The sequence below is a fragment of the Lacibacter cauensis genome (assembly GCF_007830055.1).
Taxonomy (GTDB): domain Bacteria; phylum Bacteroidota; class Bacteroidia; order Chitinophagales; family Chitinophagaceae; genus Lacibacter; species Lacibacter cauensis.
The window spans coordinates 71,353-87,289 of sequence record NZ_VLLE01000007.1; the positions used below are offsets into that span (position 1 = coordinate 71,353).

Sequence of the window (15,937 nt, forward strand, 5' to 3'; positions counted from 1 at the left end):
CCTTTTATTCCTTTGTTGTTTGCCAGCCCAACAAAGTTTTTCATTTCTTTTTCACCGGTATCCAGATCCCTTCTTCTGAATCCTCGCTGTTGTTCTTATACTTTTCGCCCAGTACTTCAAAATGCGGACGATCATCTACTACATAGTCCGACTGTGGCAACCATTGCGAAAAGATCTCTTGGAAAATTGCGGTATCGCTTCCTTTATGATCGAACACCGCATACAAACCTCCGGGTAAGTGAAAATGTTCAAATCCTTCAGGCAAGGCAGTTGTATCAATTACTTCTGCCAATGCCCATTTGGTAAATTCATTGGCAGGATTGAATGTTGTAAAATAATCGGCATTGTACACTTGCAGCGAATAAAGCAAATCATTGACCGCAGCAAGTTGTGTACGTTGCTGCATAAAGCTTTGCCACAACAATCCTGTTTGGTTATGTACAAAACTCATGCGTTGTTGTTTTCCTGCAAGTGTTTTGGGTTGCAGTTCAAGTATACGTGGTTGTAACATGTAAAGAAGTAAATCAGCGTTTAATCTTTTTGTCTTTTACGGTGATGTAGCGTAACCACAAAAAGTTTTTGTAAATACGCTTCACCGATTTTAATGTAAAGTGTGTGGCTTTGCGTTTACCATAGCCTTCTTCTGCTTCAAACACAGTTGGCGCACCAATGGTACCATCGGCTAATGGTGCAAGCACCAAACTGAATTCGTCAATTAAACCTGCTTTCAGGAACGAACCGTTTACATGTCCGCCACCATCAATCCGCACACGCTTAATACCAAAATGTTTATTAAGTTTTTTCAATGCCAAAGCAAGATCGAGCTCTTTCTTGCCGGCAAAGATGTAAGATACATTTTTGCTGCGCAGATGTGCCAGGTAGCTGCTGCTTACATCTGCGCTCAGCACTTCAATTACCTGTTCGGTAGAAACCATATTGGTATCCCAAAAGCATTTGCCCGAAGGATCGATCACTACTGCAAACTGTTTTGCAACTTTCGGTGCAATAAAATCTTCTTTGGCAATTTTTTCTTTTGGCTTTTCAAGTTTGTATTTCTTTTTGCTGCAGAACTCCTGCATGGTTTTACGGCCTACCAGCCATGCATCGGCTTTTATTTTCGAAGCCGGTTCTTCAAAGTATTTGTGATGATCTTTAAATCCCCAGATGTTCTGTTTGATGCGTCCGTCTACCGAACCAAGCATGTGGCAAATAACGTATGGTTTCATGTGTGTACTTTTTGTGTGATGGATTTATTTTCCCTGCAGTCTGCGGTTGGTTACCGATTCGCCGCCAATACCCCAGTTATCTGTTTCCACTTCGTCAATTACAACAACCGTTGTCTGCGGATTTTTGTTCAGTACTCTTTGCAGTAGTTCGGTTACACCTTTTATCAGTTCAGCTTTTTGTTCTTTGGTAGCACCTTCGTTGGTGATTTTGATATTTACGTATGGCATAGTAAAAGCGTTAAGTGAAACAATTAGTTTAACTGTAATTCGGCAATCACCGAAAAATGATCACTTGCAAAACGACCGCCCCATGTTTGCGAAATCGTTGCATGGGTTAACACCTTCCAGCTGCCTCTCAGAAAAATATAATCAATTGGCTGATCGTTGCGTTCCTTGTTTTGAAAACCGGTAAAGGTACCTGTTGGTCCGTAGTGCGGCGTTTGCGAAAGTTCTTTGCTGTCGGTTAAATGCAAAGGATTGTTTTTATCAACGATCACCTGTATCGGTTCATCGGTTGGTTCTGCATTAAAATCGCCGGTAATAACTGCAGGAGTGGAGCCTGCAAATTCTTTTACTTTCTGTAATACCAGCTTTGCACTTTCTCTCCGTGCAATTTTACCCATGTGGTCGAAGTGGGTGTTAAAGGCAAAGAAAATTTTCTTGCTGCGTTTGTCTTTAAACTTCGCCCAGGTAACAATGCGTGTAATAGCAGCGTCCCATCCTTTGCTACCTGCAACTGTTGTTGTTTCACTTAACCAGAACATATCGTTACTGAGTAATTGCAGTTTGGTTGTATCGTAAAAAATAGCGGAGTATTCACCCTTGGTTTTGCCATCATCTCTGCCACCGCCTACATACTTGTAGTTTGGTAAACGTTGCTGCAGATCCATCATCTGATCGTGTAAAGCTTCCTGTACACCCAGCAAATCAACTTTATGAAAAAGGATTTGCGAAGCAACTTTGTCTTTGCGGTGGGGCCATGCATTTAAACTGTCGTAAGGCGTATTTAAACGGATGTTAAACGTCATTACCTGTAAACTGTTCTGCGCAAACAGGAACGAAGTAGTTACAACAAAGAGTAAAAGAAGAGAAAGCTTTTTCATTACATGCATTTATTGTGCAGCAAGTTCCTTAATATCTTTCACTTCCAGTATTTGTTTTTTGTAACCTTTTGTAACAGCGTTGATCATTGCGAGGCCAATATCGCTCAATCGTACAATCATATTGGGGGCAATGGTTTTTATAACCGGCACCATCCATGCAAAATACTTGTAGTAGGGCAGAGTATTCTTCATGCCTTTGCCGGCAATAATAAAGCCCGGCCGGAAATTGTATACCTGTGCAAAGGGCAGTTTGGTTAAATCGTTTTCTGTTTTGCCTTTTACACGTGCCCACATCATACGTCCTTTTTCACTGCTGTCGGTTCCTGCACCTGAAACATAACAAAAAGTCATGTTCGGATTTTGCCTTGCAAGTATTTCAGCAACATGCATGGTAAGTGTATAGGTAAGATGATAAAATTCCTCTTCCTTTTTTCCAACCGATGAAACACCTGCACAAAAGAAACAGGCATCGTAATCTTTTAGCTGTTCGGCAATGGGGGTAATGTTTTGAAAATCGGAATGGATGATTTCCGTCAGTTTCGGATGTGAAAGCCCATAGCTTTTACGGCTGAGGAGTACTACTTCGGCTACGGCAGGGTGCTTCAGGCATTCGTGCAATACACCTTCGCCCACCATGCCGGTGGCTCCGGTAATGATTATTTTCAGCTTGGTTGTTGTCATAACGCAACTCTTTTTTTCTTAAAACGAGTAAATAACATAAATCCTCTAAATGCTAAGCAATTTATTTAGCAATGACCGATAAGTGTAGGTAAAGAATATAATATGATCTACTACAAACTGCCTAAGAAAGACCATTTATTTTTACTTATCCCAAATCCAAGGTAAAACACAGTTATGAGTACTATTAAATTAAAACGCCTGTCGGGCTTTCTTTTTTTCTTATCAATTTTCAGTTCTGTTTGCACATTTGCGCAAACACCCGGCTTAGTCGTTCGTCCGGCAGGAGGCAAAGGGCCTGCAGTATTAAACCCAAACCAGGATTTTTACACGTCCGCAACCACGGCAGGTTTTACTACAAATGATATTACGCAGAGTGAGATTTTGTACAAAATTATTAAGCCGATAATGGTAGAGCCAACTGGTGATCTGGCAACAGGACCAACAGGAGGGTACTCGGATATTGTAAAAACGGTAGACAATAGTGGTTGCTACATTTTCAATGATGGAACAAACCTGTTGTTTCGTTTACGTATCGGCGGTATTGTAAGTGGAGCCAAAGCATATAATATTTTAATTGATACCGATAATAAATTAGGTGCCACAGGTGCAGCAGCCGATCCAAATTATGTTGCGCCAACAAACAGTGGCAATGGAAATCCCGGTTTTGAGTTAGAAGTAGCTTTGGAAACGGGTTCCAGTGGGAGAGTTGCAATTTATAATGTAGATGGTATTGTTAATCCAACTGCAAGCACAACTTATTTGCTCACTACGAATCAACTTATTTCCGTTGCGCTTAGCCGTGAGTCGGGTGATGCAGATTATTTCTACGATTTTTTTGTTCCTATTTCAGCATTGGGTATTTCTGCATCAACACCTATACGTATTGTAATTTCTACCAATACTAATCCCGGTTCTGCATTTCAGGGAACCCGTTCTGATATTTATGGTATTGATGATACTCAGTTCAGCAATACGACTGATGCATGGGAGTATTTTGGCGAAAACTCTCCCAGTTTTACACTTAATGATGTAACCAGTGGAGGCTCCGGACCGTCTGCCGTATGTACTGCAGCACCAACCGTAAACAGTGGCATCGCTTCCGGATCAAACATAAACATTACAGGAACGTGGACAAGGCTGGATGCGACCAAACCGTCTACTGCAACAATTTCTGTGTATAAAAACGGAACATTGGCTGGCACAACTACGGCCACTTCAGGTGCAACATGGACCTATACGATTGCATCTGTGGCAACAGGAGATATTATTACAGCAAAAGCGCAGGCAAGTGGTGAAAGTATGTGTTTGGTGAGTAACAGTGTGACTGTGACTTCTTGTTCGCCTTCAAATATTTCTTCTGTCAGTGGTATTGGGGTTACTTGTGCAACTGTACGAGGTATACAGGGAACCAAGCCTGCAAATGCAAGAATTAAAATTTATTCGATCGCTGCAGGTGGCAATCTAACATTATTTGCAACGGATAATTCTTTAACATCGCCATCGGGCTATTTTGTTACTTATTTAGATACTAATAGTCCAACAGGTACAATATGGGAATATAATGGTGCTAATAACGGGGGCCAGAACAATGCCTGCTCAGGAGGCTCTCCTGATCTTACAAATACAAGCTTTGTATTTACTGTAACCGAATCCGGCAAATGCGAATCCGCTCCCTATTTTTATTGTATGGGGCTTACGCAAACAGCAACGCCCGTTATAACCCAAACCGCATTGTACCCGAGTTCTGCTACAATTAGCGGAACCGCAACGGCAAGCTCTACCGTGCGGTTATTAATTAATGGATTTATTGCAGCAACGACTACTGCATCTGTTGGCGGCACATTCAGTTTCAGTAATCCCGTGTTACAAGTAGGAGATGTTGTTACTGTTAATGCACAGTCTGCAGGACAGTGTGTAAGTTTATCTCCAACATCAATTACGGTTAACTGTTTTACTTCTGTTCCTGTTATTACAACCGATGCGCAAGGTAACTTAACTGCTGGTGCTACAACTGTTACAGGCACATCATCTGAACCTGCAGGTACAACTATACGGGTTTATAATGCTTCTAACGTATTACAAGGCTCGTCAACTGTACAGGCAAATGGTACATGGTCGGTAACAGTTAGTGCTTTGGTCAATGCAACGGGTTATTATGCTACTGCACAAAACGGAACCTGTAGTGTGAGTGCTAATTCTTCAACTGCTACGGCCAGGGCTGCCACAACGGTTTGTCCAACAATTACAGGATCGTATGTTGAGGGTAATACGACCGTTTCAGGTACTATAACCGGACCGTTTACAGGAACAGTTTATTTATACCAGGATGGCGGATTAATTGGTTCTGTTGCATTAACAAGTCAAAGTAGCTGGACAATTACAGTTAACACAGCTACGCCATTGTATGCAGGTGGGGTGTTAACTACGGGAGCACAGGCAAGTGGTGGTACACTTAACAGGGCTTGCGCTTCTACTACTACGGTAGGTTGTTCGGCGCCTTCAACGCCATCAATAAGCCCAACCAGTTCTACCATTTCCGTGGGTCAAACAGTAACGTATACTGTTTCCAATACGCAATCGGGTGCTTTATATATAGTAGCAGATGCAACAACAGAAGAGAACTATGCAACTTCGAAATTTGGTAACGACGGATCGCAAACATTTACAACAGCATCATTTACCAATGCGGGTGTTTATACAATTAATATATCTGCCGATAAATTATCCGGCACAGCTTGTGTTACCAGTTCTTCTGCAACGGTAACTGTGCTGGGAGCATCATTGCCTGTTCATTTATTATCGTTTTCCGGAACCTTGGCAAACCGTCAATCGCAGTTGCAATGGCGTACATCAACCGAAATAAATGCGGCTTATTATGTAGTTGAACGTAGTAATGATGGCCGCAGCTTTATTGCGGTGGGCCAGGTACAGGCATCGGGTAATTCAACTATTGAAAAGCGATACAACTTTACTGATGCAGCTCTTACAGGTACTGTTTATTTCTATCGTTTAAAAATGGTTGATACTGACGGAAGCATTGGCTACAGTTCTATTGTAAAGCTGCAACAAAATCCGGTACAGAAAATAATTGTATCACCCAATCCATTTACATCAACGATTCAGATAAACGCAACAGTTGAAGAAAGCGGTGTAGCAGATATCCGGTTGTTAGATCAATACGGCAGAGTGGTTTATCAAACTGTTCATACAGTTGTACAAGGTACAAACAGCATACAATTAACGAAGCTTCCAAACTTACCGGCTGCGCATTATTTACTGCAATGGAACAGTAATGGGAGAACATATACGGAAAAAATAATGAAGCAATAACAACAACTAAGAACGACTTATAAAAGCAAAGGCCTCCAAAATGGAGGCCTTTGCTTTTATGTTATAACTGATACGAAGTTATTATTGCATCTGCATTTCTTCTCCGCCACCACCTTCAGATCTGTTGCTCTTACGTTTAAATAACGATGCATCGAACTTACCAAATCGGTAGTTGAAGTTTAAACGAACAAAAGCAGGATCTCTTCTTCTCCAGCTGTATTGCTCAAAGAACTGCGATTGCGAAAACTGGTTGTTACGACGTGTACTGAAAATATCGCTCCAGTTTAAAGAAAGGGAAGCAGTGTTGTTTTTGATCTTAAATTCTTTACGTACACCCATGTCAACATAGTAGTTGTCATCAATATAACCTTGTGTGGTTGCAATGCTTCCGCCACCAAAGCCGCCACCGCCGAAGCCCATACCACCACCACGACCACCACGGCCACCGCCACCAGATGATACAGGTAAAATTGAACGGGAGTTATAATCACCACTTAACTGCATAGTCCAGCCTTTTCCTAAACGGAAAGAGTTGTTCAGCTTCACCGTATAGCTGGTACGTTCGTTCTTTAATTCGGGCAAAATAGAACTGCCGTCAATCTTCGAATAGTAAACGTTTACGTTGTAGTTAATTTCCCACCACTTTGCTACGGTGTTACGGAACACTAATTCCAAACCTGCAGCGTAACTTTTGTTTGCATTCACCCAGGTACTGATGATTACACTGTCGGTTGAATTACCTAACTGCTCTTTATTTTGGTAGCGTGAGATAAGATTGTTCGTTTGCTTACCAAATATTGTTGCAAGAAAAGTATTGTTTTTAGAACCGTATGTTTTCTGATACGTCAATTCCAACGAGTTGGTGAATTCCGGTTTCAGATTAGGGTTACCTGTTTGATAGTTAAAGATGTCGCTGTAATCGGTATTGGGCAGCAACTGGAAGAAACTCGGACGATTAATTCTGCGACTGTAGTTCAACTGCAGGTCCTGTTTGTTCTTAACTGTTTTTGATAAAAACACACTTGGAAAAAGTGCCAACGGAAACTGGTTTTGAAAACGTTCTGTTTTACCAACCTGTTCGCCGTCATACTTCGAGCTTTCAATACGCAAACCTACCTGGTAATTCAGGTTTGCCTTTTTAATTTTTTGCGAGTACGTTCCGTATGCGGCATGTACATAATCAACATACTTAAACTGGTTGCTCAATGCGTTATTTACAGTTCCGTTAAAAGAGTTGCGCTGGAAACTTTCAAAATAACGGATTTGTGTACGCACACCGCCTTCGAACTTGATGTTTTCAGTAATCGGATCTGCATAGTCGGCCTGTGCAACAATAAGCGAGTTGTTACCACCTGCATCAATACCCTGTGTGCTTCTTTGGTAAAGGTTTGTCCATAACGGATCAAACCACTTTGAATCGGTGATTTGCTGATCGTTATCGCTGCGGCTCTTGTTATAGTTGATATCTACTGTAAACTCTTTTCCTGCTCGGGGAAACAGATGTTTAAAACTGAGTGTACCACCACCGTTACGGAATTGGTTCATACCATCCGTTTCACGGTAGCTGTAAATGCTTTTTGGTGTTGAGTAAGATGAATCGTAACGGATATAATCCTGGTTGAACAGATCAAAATTTCCACCACCAAAGTTACCGGAGATGGTAAGGGTGTTGCGGTTGTCGATAAGGAAATCGAAACCTGCACGACCGAAGTTGAACATGCCTTCGCTGATGTTGCGGTTACGTGTAAAGATTGTATTGAACACGTTATCGCCAAGATTTTTACGATCTGTTTCGCCAAAGCCAATGCCTCTGCGTTGGTTTAAACCAATGTTGGCAAAGAAGTTCACCTTGCCCTGACGGATGTTAATATCTGCACCACCATTTAATCGGCCACGCATATCTACACCTGCACGAACGCTGCCACTGTAACCTACACGTTTGTTCTTCTTTAATACAATGTTGATGATGGCCGACTGACCGCCACTTGCATCGTACTTAGCAGATGGGTTTGTAATTAACTCAATGCTTTGAATCGCATCTGCAGGAATCTGATCCAGGGTTAATACAGTAGGGCGACCATCTACAAATATCTGCGGAGCGCTGTTACGCAAAGTAATGTTACCATCAATATCCACATTAACGGTAGGTACGTTACGCATTACATCAACTCCGGTTCCGCCCTGCGAAACGATATTTTTTTCAACATTAAATATTTTACGATCGATGCCCAGTTGCAGGGTTGGTTTTTCACCGGTAACCACAACTTCGCCCAATTCTTTTACATCGGCTTCCAGTTTAATATTTCCTAAGTCCTTATCAACCTGGTTCAACATATCTTCCATTGCTCCGCCGGGGCGGATGTTGAAGCCTACTTTTTGTTCAATTGTTTTAAAACCAATGGCTGTAACGAGTAAGCGGTACTGACCCATGATGCTTAAGCTTTCGAGGCTGAAATCGCCATTTGCCTGTGTTAGCTGACCGGTAACCAATACGTCTTTTCTTGTTTTGGTAGCTGAGTCCATTCTGTTTTGATACAGCTGAACAGAAGCACCATCGATTGGTTTGTTGGTTTTCGAATCAACAATTTTTCCATAAAAACGTCCCATATTCATTTGGGCACCGCCAGCATTCGGACGGCCACCGCCCGGTATTTGGGCAACCAGTTCAAGGTTAACAAGCAAAACCAAAAGGCTGATAATTAATCGCATGTACTTCTTTTTAAAATTGAGGCGCAAATTTCTGCGTAAATAAATACCGTTCACATTCAATTAGTATGAATGTGACATTAACCGATTTAGACGGTAAATGGTTTGGCGGGTAGTTTTGAAAGTGATGAGTGGAAGCTATTGCGTAAGAAGGGTTAGCACCACCTGGAAAATACCGATGAGAAAGCCCAGCACTGCACCAATAATTTCTACAAAACGGAACTCTTTGGCCATTACCTGGTAAAGAATTTCTTCCAGCTTATCGCTTGAGAAGGCTTTTACTTTTTCGGTTACAATAGCTTCGAGGTCAAGCTGTTGCTTTAAAGTAACACTGTAATCTTTCATGAATTTCGGAAACAGAATTTCCAGCTCATCCATAAAAACGGCTTTCAGTTTTTCAATGGTTTTATCGCCAATAAACATGCTGATCATGGGCATGGTCTCGCCCAGCTTTACCCGTAAAAAATGATCGATATGGGCTTCTACCGTGGGCATTACTTTCTTGAGGTTATCGGGGTTGGTAATTTTTGCCTCAATTTCATCAAAGGAAAGCAACTCCCGGCTTACGAGTTTACCAAGCTTTTCGGCAAATTGCTGTTGCCGTTTAGGAAAAATACCCTGCACTTTCATGCCGAGTATGTTTACAGGGTTGCGGGGATGGAACAACATTTTAATAGCAACCCAGTTGGTTACCCATCCAATAAAAGCAGAAATGATCGGAATAAGAATAAGCCAGTAATTCATAACGTGGCTGCAAAGAACGTTTATTTTTTAAATATGCATTCTTGATTTGCTTAGAAAAATGAATTCCATTACTTTTGCAGTCCCTTAAACACGGAGGCTGTAGCTCAGTTGGTTAGAGCATCAGATTGTGGTTCTGAGGGTCGAGGGTTCGAGACCCTTCAGCCTCCCCAAGGAAAATGAAATCCCTGCATTGAATGTGCGGGGATTTTTTATTTGAAAATTATTGTTTCTGCAAAGTCTGCTCGTGGAGATGCCCCGGTGTTACGCCATATTCTTTTTTAAACGCCTTTGTAAAATTCGAAACATCGCTGAAGCCAATGCGTAAGCCCGCTTCTTTAGGCGAAATGCCGGTAGTGAGATAGCGTTTTGCTTTTTCGAGACGGTTTTTGTTGTAGTATTCGTACAAGGGGTAGCCGTACACCTGTTTAAATCGTTGTTTCAATTTCGTGCCGCACATCTGGGCAATAACAGAAAGCTTGTTGATGGATGGAAAGCGATCGAGATCTTCTTTCAGTAATTCCTCAATAGCCTTCAGTTTTGTTAAGTCTTCTTCCGGAATAATTGTTTCGGTGTTAATTGCGGGTTGTTCGTTGAGGTATGCTTTAAAAAAGTAATCGAGCAAGGACAGAATTTTACTTTTTATCTGAAAGCGTTGCTTCTGGCTTGTTAGATCGGAAGCAAAAATTGTTTGTAGTGATGTGTTGATCTCTTCATCAATGATCATTTTATCAACCAACTGCACACCTTGTTTGGTAAGCTGGGTAATTTTCTTTTTTGCTTCATCGTCAAGATGCACAGCAATCCATTGTGGTGTAAGATAAATGCCCAGGCGTTTAATAACCGAACCGGCAGCGTAATGCACCTGTAACTCGGTGTTGGTCGGCGATAAAAAGATATTGTTCTTTTGAATAGTCGATTCGTTACTGAAAGAATCTTTTTTGTTTTTGATATGTATAAAATCAGTAACCTGCGTTTGGTTAAAGAAGATGAGTAAACCGCTTTGGTTATTACTTATTCGGTGAAGCGTACAATCGCTATTTAATGTTGCATTTAAAATGCCAAACGAAAATGTCCGGTCAATACTATCGGCATAACAATAGCCTTTGCCGATAGTTTCAGGAAACACAAGGATATTATTAGCAACCTTGCAATTGGTTAGCGCTCCTATTTCCTGTAACCAGGTTTTAAAATTTCGTTGTTTGTATTTTAAATACATGGTTGCATAAAGGTATAAAACCGGTATATGTAACTATGTAGAACAGAATATGATGTTTTTGAGGTTTATTGTAATTTCTGCTTAATCTCCTGCAGCTTCAGTAATGCCTCAACAGGAGTAAGGCGGTTAATATCAATACCGCTCAACATGTGTCGTATATCTTCAAATGTTTGCGAATGCACATCAAAAATATTCAGCTGCATTTTTTGTACGGGCATTTGCTTTAGTTGTTCTTTAATATCGCTGCCGCCACGCTGGTCTTCGAGCTGTTTTAAAATTTCGTTGGCACGCTGAATAAGTATTACAGGCATACCGGCCATTTTTGCTACATGTATACCAAAGCTGTGGGTACTGCCGCCGGGAGCCAGTTTACGTAAGAAGATGACTTTATTACCAACTTCTTTATTGGTGATATGGTAGTTTTTAATACGTGGAAATTTTTCTTCCAGTTCATTCAGCTCATGGTAGTGCGTAGCAAACAGTGTCTTGGGCTGCTGGGGCGATTGATGTAAAAATTCGGCAATGCTCCAGGCAATGGAAATACCATCATAGGTTGATGTGCCACGGCCGATCTCATCCAATAATATTAAACTGCGTGCCGAAAGGTTGTTGATGATGCTGGCCGTTTCATTCATTTCTACCATGAATGTACTTTCACCTCCGCTCAAATTATCGCTGGCGCCAACACGGGTAAAAATTTTATCAGTAAGCGGTATGGTTGCAGCTGTTGCAGGAACAAAACTTCCCATATGTGCCATCAATACAATTAAACCTGTTTGACGCAGCAATGCACTCTTGCCACTCATATTGGGTCCTGTAAGGATAATGATTTGCTGCTGATCTTTATCCAGCACAATATCATTGGCAATATAACTTTCACCTGCGGGTAAATGCCGTTCAATAACAGGGTGGCGTGCATCTTTTATATCCAATGCAACTTCATCCTGTATAAGCGGACGAACATATTTGTACTGGATTGCGTTTTCTGCAAAACAACTAAGGCAATCCAGTATTGCCATAACCTGTCCATTGATTTGAATAGGGCCGATGTACTCCTGTAATTCCAGCAGCAGTTTTTCAAAAAGCTCTGATTCTATTTTCAGAATTTTTTCTTCTGCACCTGTAATTTTTTCTTCATACACTTTTAGCTCGGGGGTAATATAGCGCTCGGCATTGGCTAGTGTTTGTTTCCTAGTCCATTCGGCAGGTACTTTATTTTTATGTGTATTGGTTACTTCTAAATAATAACCAAACACATTATTGAAAGCAATTTTCAAAGAGGGGATACCTGTTGCTTCGCTTTCACGTTGTTGTATTTCTAACAAGAATTCTTTGCTGTGGTGAGCAATACGGCGCAGTTCGTCCAGTTCGGCGTGTACCCCTTCTTTAATAACATCGCCTTTGCTGATCATTACCGGTGGATTGTCTACAATCTCATTCAAAATCCTTTCGGCAATGTAGTGACAGGGATTAATTGTATCGCTTAAACGTTTTAAATACGTGTTCGATGAAGTTTTGCTCAGCTCTTTAATTTGTCCTGCAAAGCCAAGCCCTTTTGCCAAATGTAAAATTTCACGTGGATTGATTTTTTTCAATGGCAGTTTTGCAACAAGGCGTTCCACATCACCACTTTGTTTGATGAGTGTTTGCAGTTGCTTACGCAAATCGGTTTCAAGAATAAGCGACTGAACTGCTTCTAACCGCTCATTGATGCGTTCCATATCTTTCAACGGCAGTACCATCCAGCGGCGCATCAAACGTGCACCCATAGGCGAAACCGTGTTGTCGAGTATCTTCAACAGCGTATGACCACCATCCGCACCGCTACCCAACAACTCAAGATTACGAATGGTAAAACGGTCCATCCATAAATAATCACGTTCGTCTAAACGTTGCAGCGATGTAATATGGTTGAGGTTGGGATGCTCGGTATCACGCAGGTAATGCAGTACAGCCCCTGCAGCAATGGTGCCCAGCTTTAATTCTTCCACACCAAAACCTTTGAGCGAGTGTGTTTGAAAATGTTTCAGCAACAATTCTGTTGCATAAGCTTCAGAAAAAATCCATTCTTCTAAATGGTAGGTATAAAACTTGGTACCGAAGTTTTCTTTAAACTGTTTTTGTTTGTTGCGTTGAAAAACAACTTCAGCAGGTCGTAAGCTTTGTAATAATTTATCAGCGTATTCTTTATTTCCTTCAGCTATAAAAAATTCGCCGGTGCTGATGTCGGTAAACGCTAAACCGTAGTGATCGTTTTCTTCATGAACAGCAGCAAGAAAATTATTGCTGTCGTGTTCCAGTAGTTTATCGTTGGTAGCAGTGCCCGGCGAGAGTAATTCCGTAACACCACGCTTTACAATTCCTTTCGCCTGTTTCGGATCTTCTAATTGATCGCAGATGGCAACCCGATGACCGGCTTTTACTAGTTTGTGTAAATAAGTATCCAGCGCATGATGGGGGAAGCCTGCGAGTTCATTACTGGCTGCAGATCCGTTGTTGCGTTTGGTTAACGTAATACCCAGCACTTGTGATGCAATGATTGCATCGCCACCAAATGTTTCATAAAAATCGCCAACACGAAACAGTAAAACAGCATCGGGATATTTCGCTTTAATTGCTCCGTGCTGTTGCATTAACGGGGTTTCTGATCCTGCTTTTGCCATGGCGGCAAAAATAAGGAAGCAGCCTGTTCAGTAAACGATTAGTTGTTCAGGTTTTTTTAGCTGTAAATAATTTCGAAGCTCATGTTGGCAAACTTGCCAAACATAGCGCTAACGCCGCAGTATTTTTCTTTTGAAAGGGTCACCGCTTTTTCAACTTTTTCCCGGTCTTCGGGCTTTACGGTAATGCGGTAAATCACTTTTACATCGGTATAAATTTTCGGGTGATCGGCTGAAAGCGTTGCTTCTGTGTCGATAGAGAAATTGCTGAATTCAACACGCATTTTATTGAGTAAGGAAACAACATCAATACCGGTGCAGCCCGCCAGGGCAGAAAGCATCAGCTGTTTCGGACGAGGGCCGCTGTTGGTACCGCCATCATTTTCCGCAGTGTCTATTATTAACTCATGTCCGTCATCGAATTTCGATACAAAACGCATGCCCCCGGTAAACGCTGTCTTAACAATTTTATCTGCCATAATAGTAATAAGCTGTTCTTTAATTCCGCAAAAATACGGGTCAATCCATCATCTTCTACCATGGTAGCGTTGAATAAAAGGTTGCCTTGGGTTTGCAAAGTCCTTCGCTTCTTTTGGTACGAAAATCTTTATCAGCAGAATACCTGCAACAAACCCACCAATATGTGCAGCATAAGCCACGCCATCACTTTGGCTCGAAAGCAGACCAATGCCACTGATTATCTGAAAGGCAATCCATACGCCGAGTGCAAGTAATGCCGGTATAGTTACAATAAACCAAACAAAAATGGCGTGTACTTTCCGATGTGGGAAAAGAATAAGGTAAGCGCCCAGTACCCCTGAAATGGCACCGGAGGCACCAAGGCTCGGGATAAACGGATCTTGTGCAAGGAAGTAGGTTGAAAATACATGACTCAGTGCGGCCAGTAATCCGGTTATGAGATAAAACAGCAGGTAACGCAGGTGACCAAGTTTGTTTTCAATATTATCGCCAAAGATCCAGAGGTAGAGCATATTGCCGGCCAGATGCGCAAAGCTGCCGTGCATAAACATCGATGTAAACAGGGTAAGGTACACAGAGCCGGGTGTTTCGTACAAAGCCGGACGCAAAAATTGTTGTCCGGTTTCGGGTATTTGCAGCAGCATTGCAGGTCTAACCTGGTCAACCCCTGTAAGTATTTCAGCAGGCACAGTACTCCAGGCATAGGTAAACAATTCGTTAGATCCCAGTTGCTGAAAAAACAGGAACACGAATACGTTGGCAACGATCAACAGATAATTAATATAGGGCGTTATTTTTCTGTCGGAGTTATCGTCTGCAATGGGTAAAAGCATGCTTTTTTCTTAAAAATACATCGTTTCTTTGCGCCCAAAACAGCAAAAGAGGAGAGTTTTCCACGATTCTTGGGTAAAAAGAGATTAGCCACGAGGATTTTTAAAATTCGCTTAAAAAAAGTGAAAGATTTAAGTTGGAAACTCTTACCTTTGCCGTCCTAAAAATTTGTATCATGGCTAGAGTTTGTCAGCTTACAGGAAAAGTGCCGGTTGGTGGTCACAAAGTATCGCACTCGAACATTAAGACGAAGCGTCGTTTTTTGCCCAACCTGCAAACGAAGCGTTTCTTCCTGGCTGAAGAAGATAAATGGGTAACGCTTAAAGTTTCTACAGAAGCGATCCGTACAATCAACAAAAGAGGTTTGTACAGCGTTGTGAAAGATCTCAGAGCGAAAGGAGAACATATTTAATAAGCATATTTAAACTGAGCTAAAATGGCAAAGAAAGGTAATCGTGTACAGGTTATTCTGGAGTGTACAGAGCACAAAACATCGGGTCAACCCGGTACAAGCCGCTATATCACTACCAAGAATAAAAAGAATACACCGGAGCGTTTGGAGTTGAAAAAGTTCAACCCTATCCTTAAGAAGGTAACTACGCACAAAGAAATCAAATAATAATGTGCGTGATGCACATTTGAATTATTCAAACGGATCCCTCTGGGATTAAAAATTAAGAAGTCATGGCAAAAGCAGCTTCAAAGAACGCAAAGATTAAAGACGCCAAAGCAGCGGCAGAATCAAAAAACTGGACAAAAGTAATCAGGGCCGTTCGCAGTCCTAAATCTGGTGCATATACCTTTAAGGAGCAAATTGTGCACAAGGACAAGGTGAAAGATTACCTGGCTCAAAAATAACTTATACCTGATCAGTATATTCAAAGCTGTTCCAAGTTCACCAACATGGAGCGGCTTTGTTGTTTTTATATGCTAAACCTATTTCGTAGTAATATTGTAAAA

Annotated in this window: 15 protein-coding genes and 1 tRNA gene; 5 read left to right on the forward strand and 11 right to left on the reverse strand. The window is 41.6% G+C overall.

What is annotated here, in order from left to right; translation table 11 throughout:
• Nucleotides 1–40 precede the first annotated feature (40 nt).
• The 5 genes from IQ13_RS19660 to IQ13_RS19680 are packed head-to-tail and all read right to left on the reverse strand — an operon-like array spanning nucleotide 41 to nucleotide 3,010.
• A complete protein-coding gene (locus tag IQ13_RS19660; protein ID WP_144888461.1) occupies nucleotides 41–511 on the reverse strand; it encodes a GyrI-like domain-containing protein in 471 nt (156 codons plus the stop codon).
• A gap of 13 nt (nucleotides 512–524) precedes the next feature.
• On the reverse strand, nucleotides 525–1,226 hold the full coding sequence (locus IQ13_RS19665) for a dihydrofolate reductase family protein (RefSeq protein WP_144888462.1): 702 nt from the start codon (nucleotides 1,224–1,226) through the stop codon (nucleotides 525–527).
• Between the two features lie 24 nt (nucleotides 1,227–1,250).
• Complete coding sequence (locus IQ13_RS19670; protein WP_144888463.1) at nucleotides 1,251–1,454, reverse strand: tautomerase family protein; 204 nt, start codon at nucleotides 1,452–1,454, stop codon at nucleotides 1,251–1,253.
• Between the two features lie 23 nt (nucleotides 1,455–1,477).
• Nucleotides 1,478–2,329 (reverse strand): endonuclease/exonuclease/phosphatase family protein, encoded by an 852-nt coding sequence (locus tag IQ13_RS19675; protein WP_144888464.1) that lies wholly within the window; start codon nucleotides 2,327–2,329, stop codon nucleotides 1,478–1,480.
• 9 nt (nucleotides 2,330–2,338) lie between these two features.
• Entirely contained in the window at nucleotides 2,339–3,010 is a 672-nt protein-coding gene (locus tag IQ13_RS19680; protein WP_144888465.1) for an NAD-dependent epimerase/dehydratase family protein, read from the reverse strand.
• A gap of 174 nt (nucleotides 3,011–3,184) precedes the next feature.
• Here IQ13_RS19680 and IQ13_RS19685 point away from each other — a divergent pair, with 174 nt between their 5' ends.
• Nucleotides 3,185–6,340, forward strand: a complete 3,156-nt coding sequence (locus IQ13_RS19685; RefSeq protein ID WP_144888466.1) for a T9SS type A sorting domain-containing protein — start codon at nucleotides 3,185–3,187, stop codon at nucleotides 6,338–6,340.
• 81 nt (nucleotides 6,341–6,421) lie between these two features.
• Here IQ13_RS19685 and IQ13_RS19690 read toward each other — a convergent pair whose 3' ends face one another.
• Together IQ13_RS19690 and IQ13_RS19695 are read right to left on the reverse strand one after the other, a co-directional pair.
• Nucleotides 6,422–9,049 carry a TonB-dependent receptor gene (locus IQ13_RS19690; protein ID WP_144888467.1) on the reverse strand — a complete coding sequence of 876 codons (2,628 nt, stop codon included), beginning with the start codon at nucleotides 9,047–9,049 and terminating at the stop codon, nucleotides 6,422–6,424.
• A gap of 135 nt (nucleotides 9,050–9,184) precedes the next feature.
• On the reverse strand, nucleotides 9,185–9,790 hold the full coding sequence (locus IQ13_RS19695; protein ID WP_144888468.1) for a DUF445 domain-containing protein: 606 nt from the start codon (nucleotides 9,788–9,790) through the stop codon (nucleotides 9,185–9,187).
• 93 nt (nucleotides 9,791–9,883) lie between these two features.
• Between IQ13_RS19695 and IQ13_RS19700 the strand changes: the two genes are divergently transcribed.
• Nucleotides 9,884–9,960 (forward strand) — tRNA-His (locus tag IQ13_RS19700).
• 50 nt (nucleotides 9,961–10,010) lie between these two features.
• On the opposite strand, the gene IQ13_RS19705 is transcribed toward IQ13_RS19700, so the two are convergent.
• The 4 genes from IQ13_RS19705 to IQ13_RS19720 form a co-directional block, all read right to left on the reverse strand.
• Complete coding sequence (locus IQ13_RS19705; RefSeq protein WP_144888469.1) at nucleotides 10,011–11,006, reverse strand: helix-turn-helix domain-containing protein; 996 nt, start codon at nucleotides 11,004–11,006, stop codon at nucleotides 10,011–10,013.
• 65 nt (nucleotides 11,007–11,071) lie between these two features.
• Entirely contained in the window at nucleotides 11,072–13,669 is a 2,598-nt protein-coding gene (gene mutS / locus IQ13_RS19710; RefSeq protein ID WP_144888470.1) for a DNA mismatch repair protein MutS, read from the reverse strand.
• A 56-nt stretch (nucleotides 13,670–13,725) separates the two neighbouring features.
• Complete coding sequence (locus IQ13_RS19715; RefSeq protein WP_144888471.1) at nucleotides 13,726–14,145, reverse strand: OsmC family protein; 420 nt, start codon at nucleotides 14,143–14,145, stop codon at nucleotides 13,726–13,728.
• Nucleotides 14,146–14,193: 48 nt separating this feature from the next.
• Nucleotides 14,194–14,979 carry a rhomboid family intramembrane serine protease gene (locus IQ13_RS19720; RefSeq protein WP_144888472.1) on the reverse strand — a complete coding sequence of 262 codons (786 nt, stop codon included), beginning with the start codon at nucleotides 14,977–14,979 and terminating at the stop codon, nucleotides 14,194–14,196.
• A gap of 173 nt (nucleotides 14,980–15,152) precedes the next feature.
• Here IQ13_RS19720 and rpmB point away from each other — a divergent pair, with 173 nt between their 5' ends.
• The 3 genes from rpmB to IQ13_RS19735 all read left to right on the forward strand — a co-directional run bounded on the left by rpmB (nucleotide 15,153) and on the right by IQ13_RS19735 (nucleotide 15,835).
• A complete protein-coding gene (gene rpmB, locus IQ13_RS19725) occupies nucleotides 15,153–15,389 on the forward strand; it encodes a 50S ribosomal protein L28 (protein WP_144888473.1) in 237 nt (78 codons plus the stop codon).
• 24 nt (nucleotides 15,390–15,413) lie between these two features.
• Entirely contained in the window at nucleotides 15,414–15,596 is a 183-nt protein-coding gene (rpmG, locus tag IQ13_RS19730) for a 50S ribosomal protein L33 (RefSeq protein ID WP_129132648.1), read from the forward strand.
• Between the two features lie 65 nt (nucleotides 15,597–15,661).
• Entirely contained in the window at nucleotides 15,662–15,835 is a 174-nt protein-coding gene (locus IQ13_RS19735; RefSeq protein WP_129132649.1) for a DUF4295 domain-containing protein, read from the forward strand.
• The last annotated feature ends 102 nt before the right edge of the window (nucleotides 15,836–15,937 follow it).

What these genes read in the sequence shown, in the direction of transcription:
- IQ13_RS19660 (WP_144888461.1), bottom strand. Translation starts at nt 511, where the DNA reads ATGTTACAACCACGTATACTTGAACTGCAACCCAAAACACTTGCAGGA.
- IQ13_RS19665 (WP_144888462.1), bottom strand. Translation starts at nt 1,226, where the DNA reads ATGAAACCATACGTTATTTGCCACATGCTTGGTTCGGTAGACGGACGC.
- IQ13_RS19670 (WP_144888463.1), bottom strand. Translation starts at nt 1,454, where the DNA reads ATGCCATACGTAAATATCAAAATCACCAACGAAGGTGCTACCAAAGAA.
- IQ13_RS19675 (WP_144888464.1), bottom strand. Translation starts at nt 2,329, where the DNA reads ATGAAAAAGCTTTCTCTTCTTTTACTCTTTGTTGTAACTACTTCGTTC.
- IQ13_RS19680 (WP_144888465.1), bottom strand. Translation starts at nt 3,010, where the DNA reads ATGACAACAACCAAGCTGAAAATAATCATTACCGGAGCCACCGGCATG.
- IQ13_RS19685 (WP_144888466.1), top strand. Translation starts at nt 3,185, where the DNA reads ATGAGTACTATTAAATTAAAACGCCTGTCGGGCTTTCTTTTTTTCTTA.
- IQ13_RS19690 (WP_144888467.1), bottom strand. Translation starts at nt 9,049, where the DNA reads ATGCGATTAATTATCAGCCTTTTGGTTTTGCTTGTTAACCTTGAACTG.
- IQ13_RS19695 (WP_144888468.1), bottom strand. Translation starts at nt 9,790, where the DNA reads ATGAATTACTGGCTTATTCTTATTCCGATCATTTCTGCTTTTATTGGA.
- IQ13_RS19705 (WP_144888469.1), bottom strand. Translation starts at nt 11,006, where the DNA reads ATGTATTTAAAATACAAACAACGAAATTTTAAAACCTGGTTACAGGAA.
- mutS (WP_144888470.1), bottom strand. Translation starts at nt 13,669, where the DNA reads ATGGCAAAAGCAGGATCAGAAACCCCGTTAATGCAACAGCACGGAGCA.
- IQ13_RS19715 (WP_144888471.1), bottom strand. Translation starts at nt 14,145, where the DNA reads ATGGCAGATAAAATTGTTAAGACAGCGTTTACCGGGGGCATGCGTTTT.
- IQ13_RS19720 (WP_144888472.1), bottom strand. Translation starts at nt 14,979, where the DNA reads ATGCTTTTACCCATTGCAGACGATAACTCCGACAGAAAAATAACGCCC.
- rpmB (WP_144888473.1), top strand. Translation starts at nt 15,153, where the DNA reads ATGGCTAGAGTTTGTCAGCTTACAGGAAAAGTGCCGGTTGGTGGTCAC.
- rpmG (WP_129132648.1), top strand. Translation starts at nt 15,414, where the DNA reads ATGGCAAAGAAAGGTAATCGTGTACAGGTTATTCTGGAGTGTACAGAG.
- IQ13_RS19735 (WP_129132649.1), top strand. Translation starts at nt 15,662, where the DNA reads ATGGCAAAAGCAGCTTCAAAGAACGCAAAGATTAAAGACGCCAAAGCA.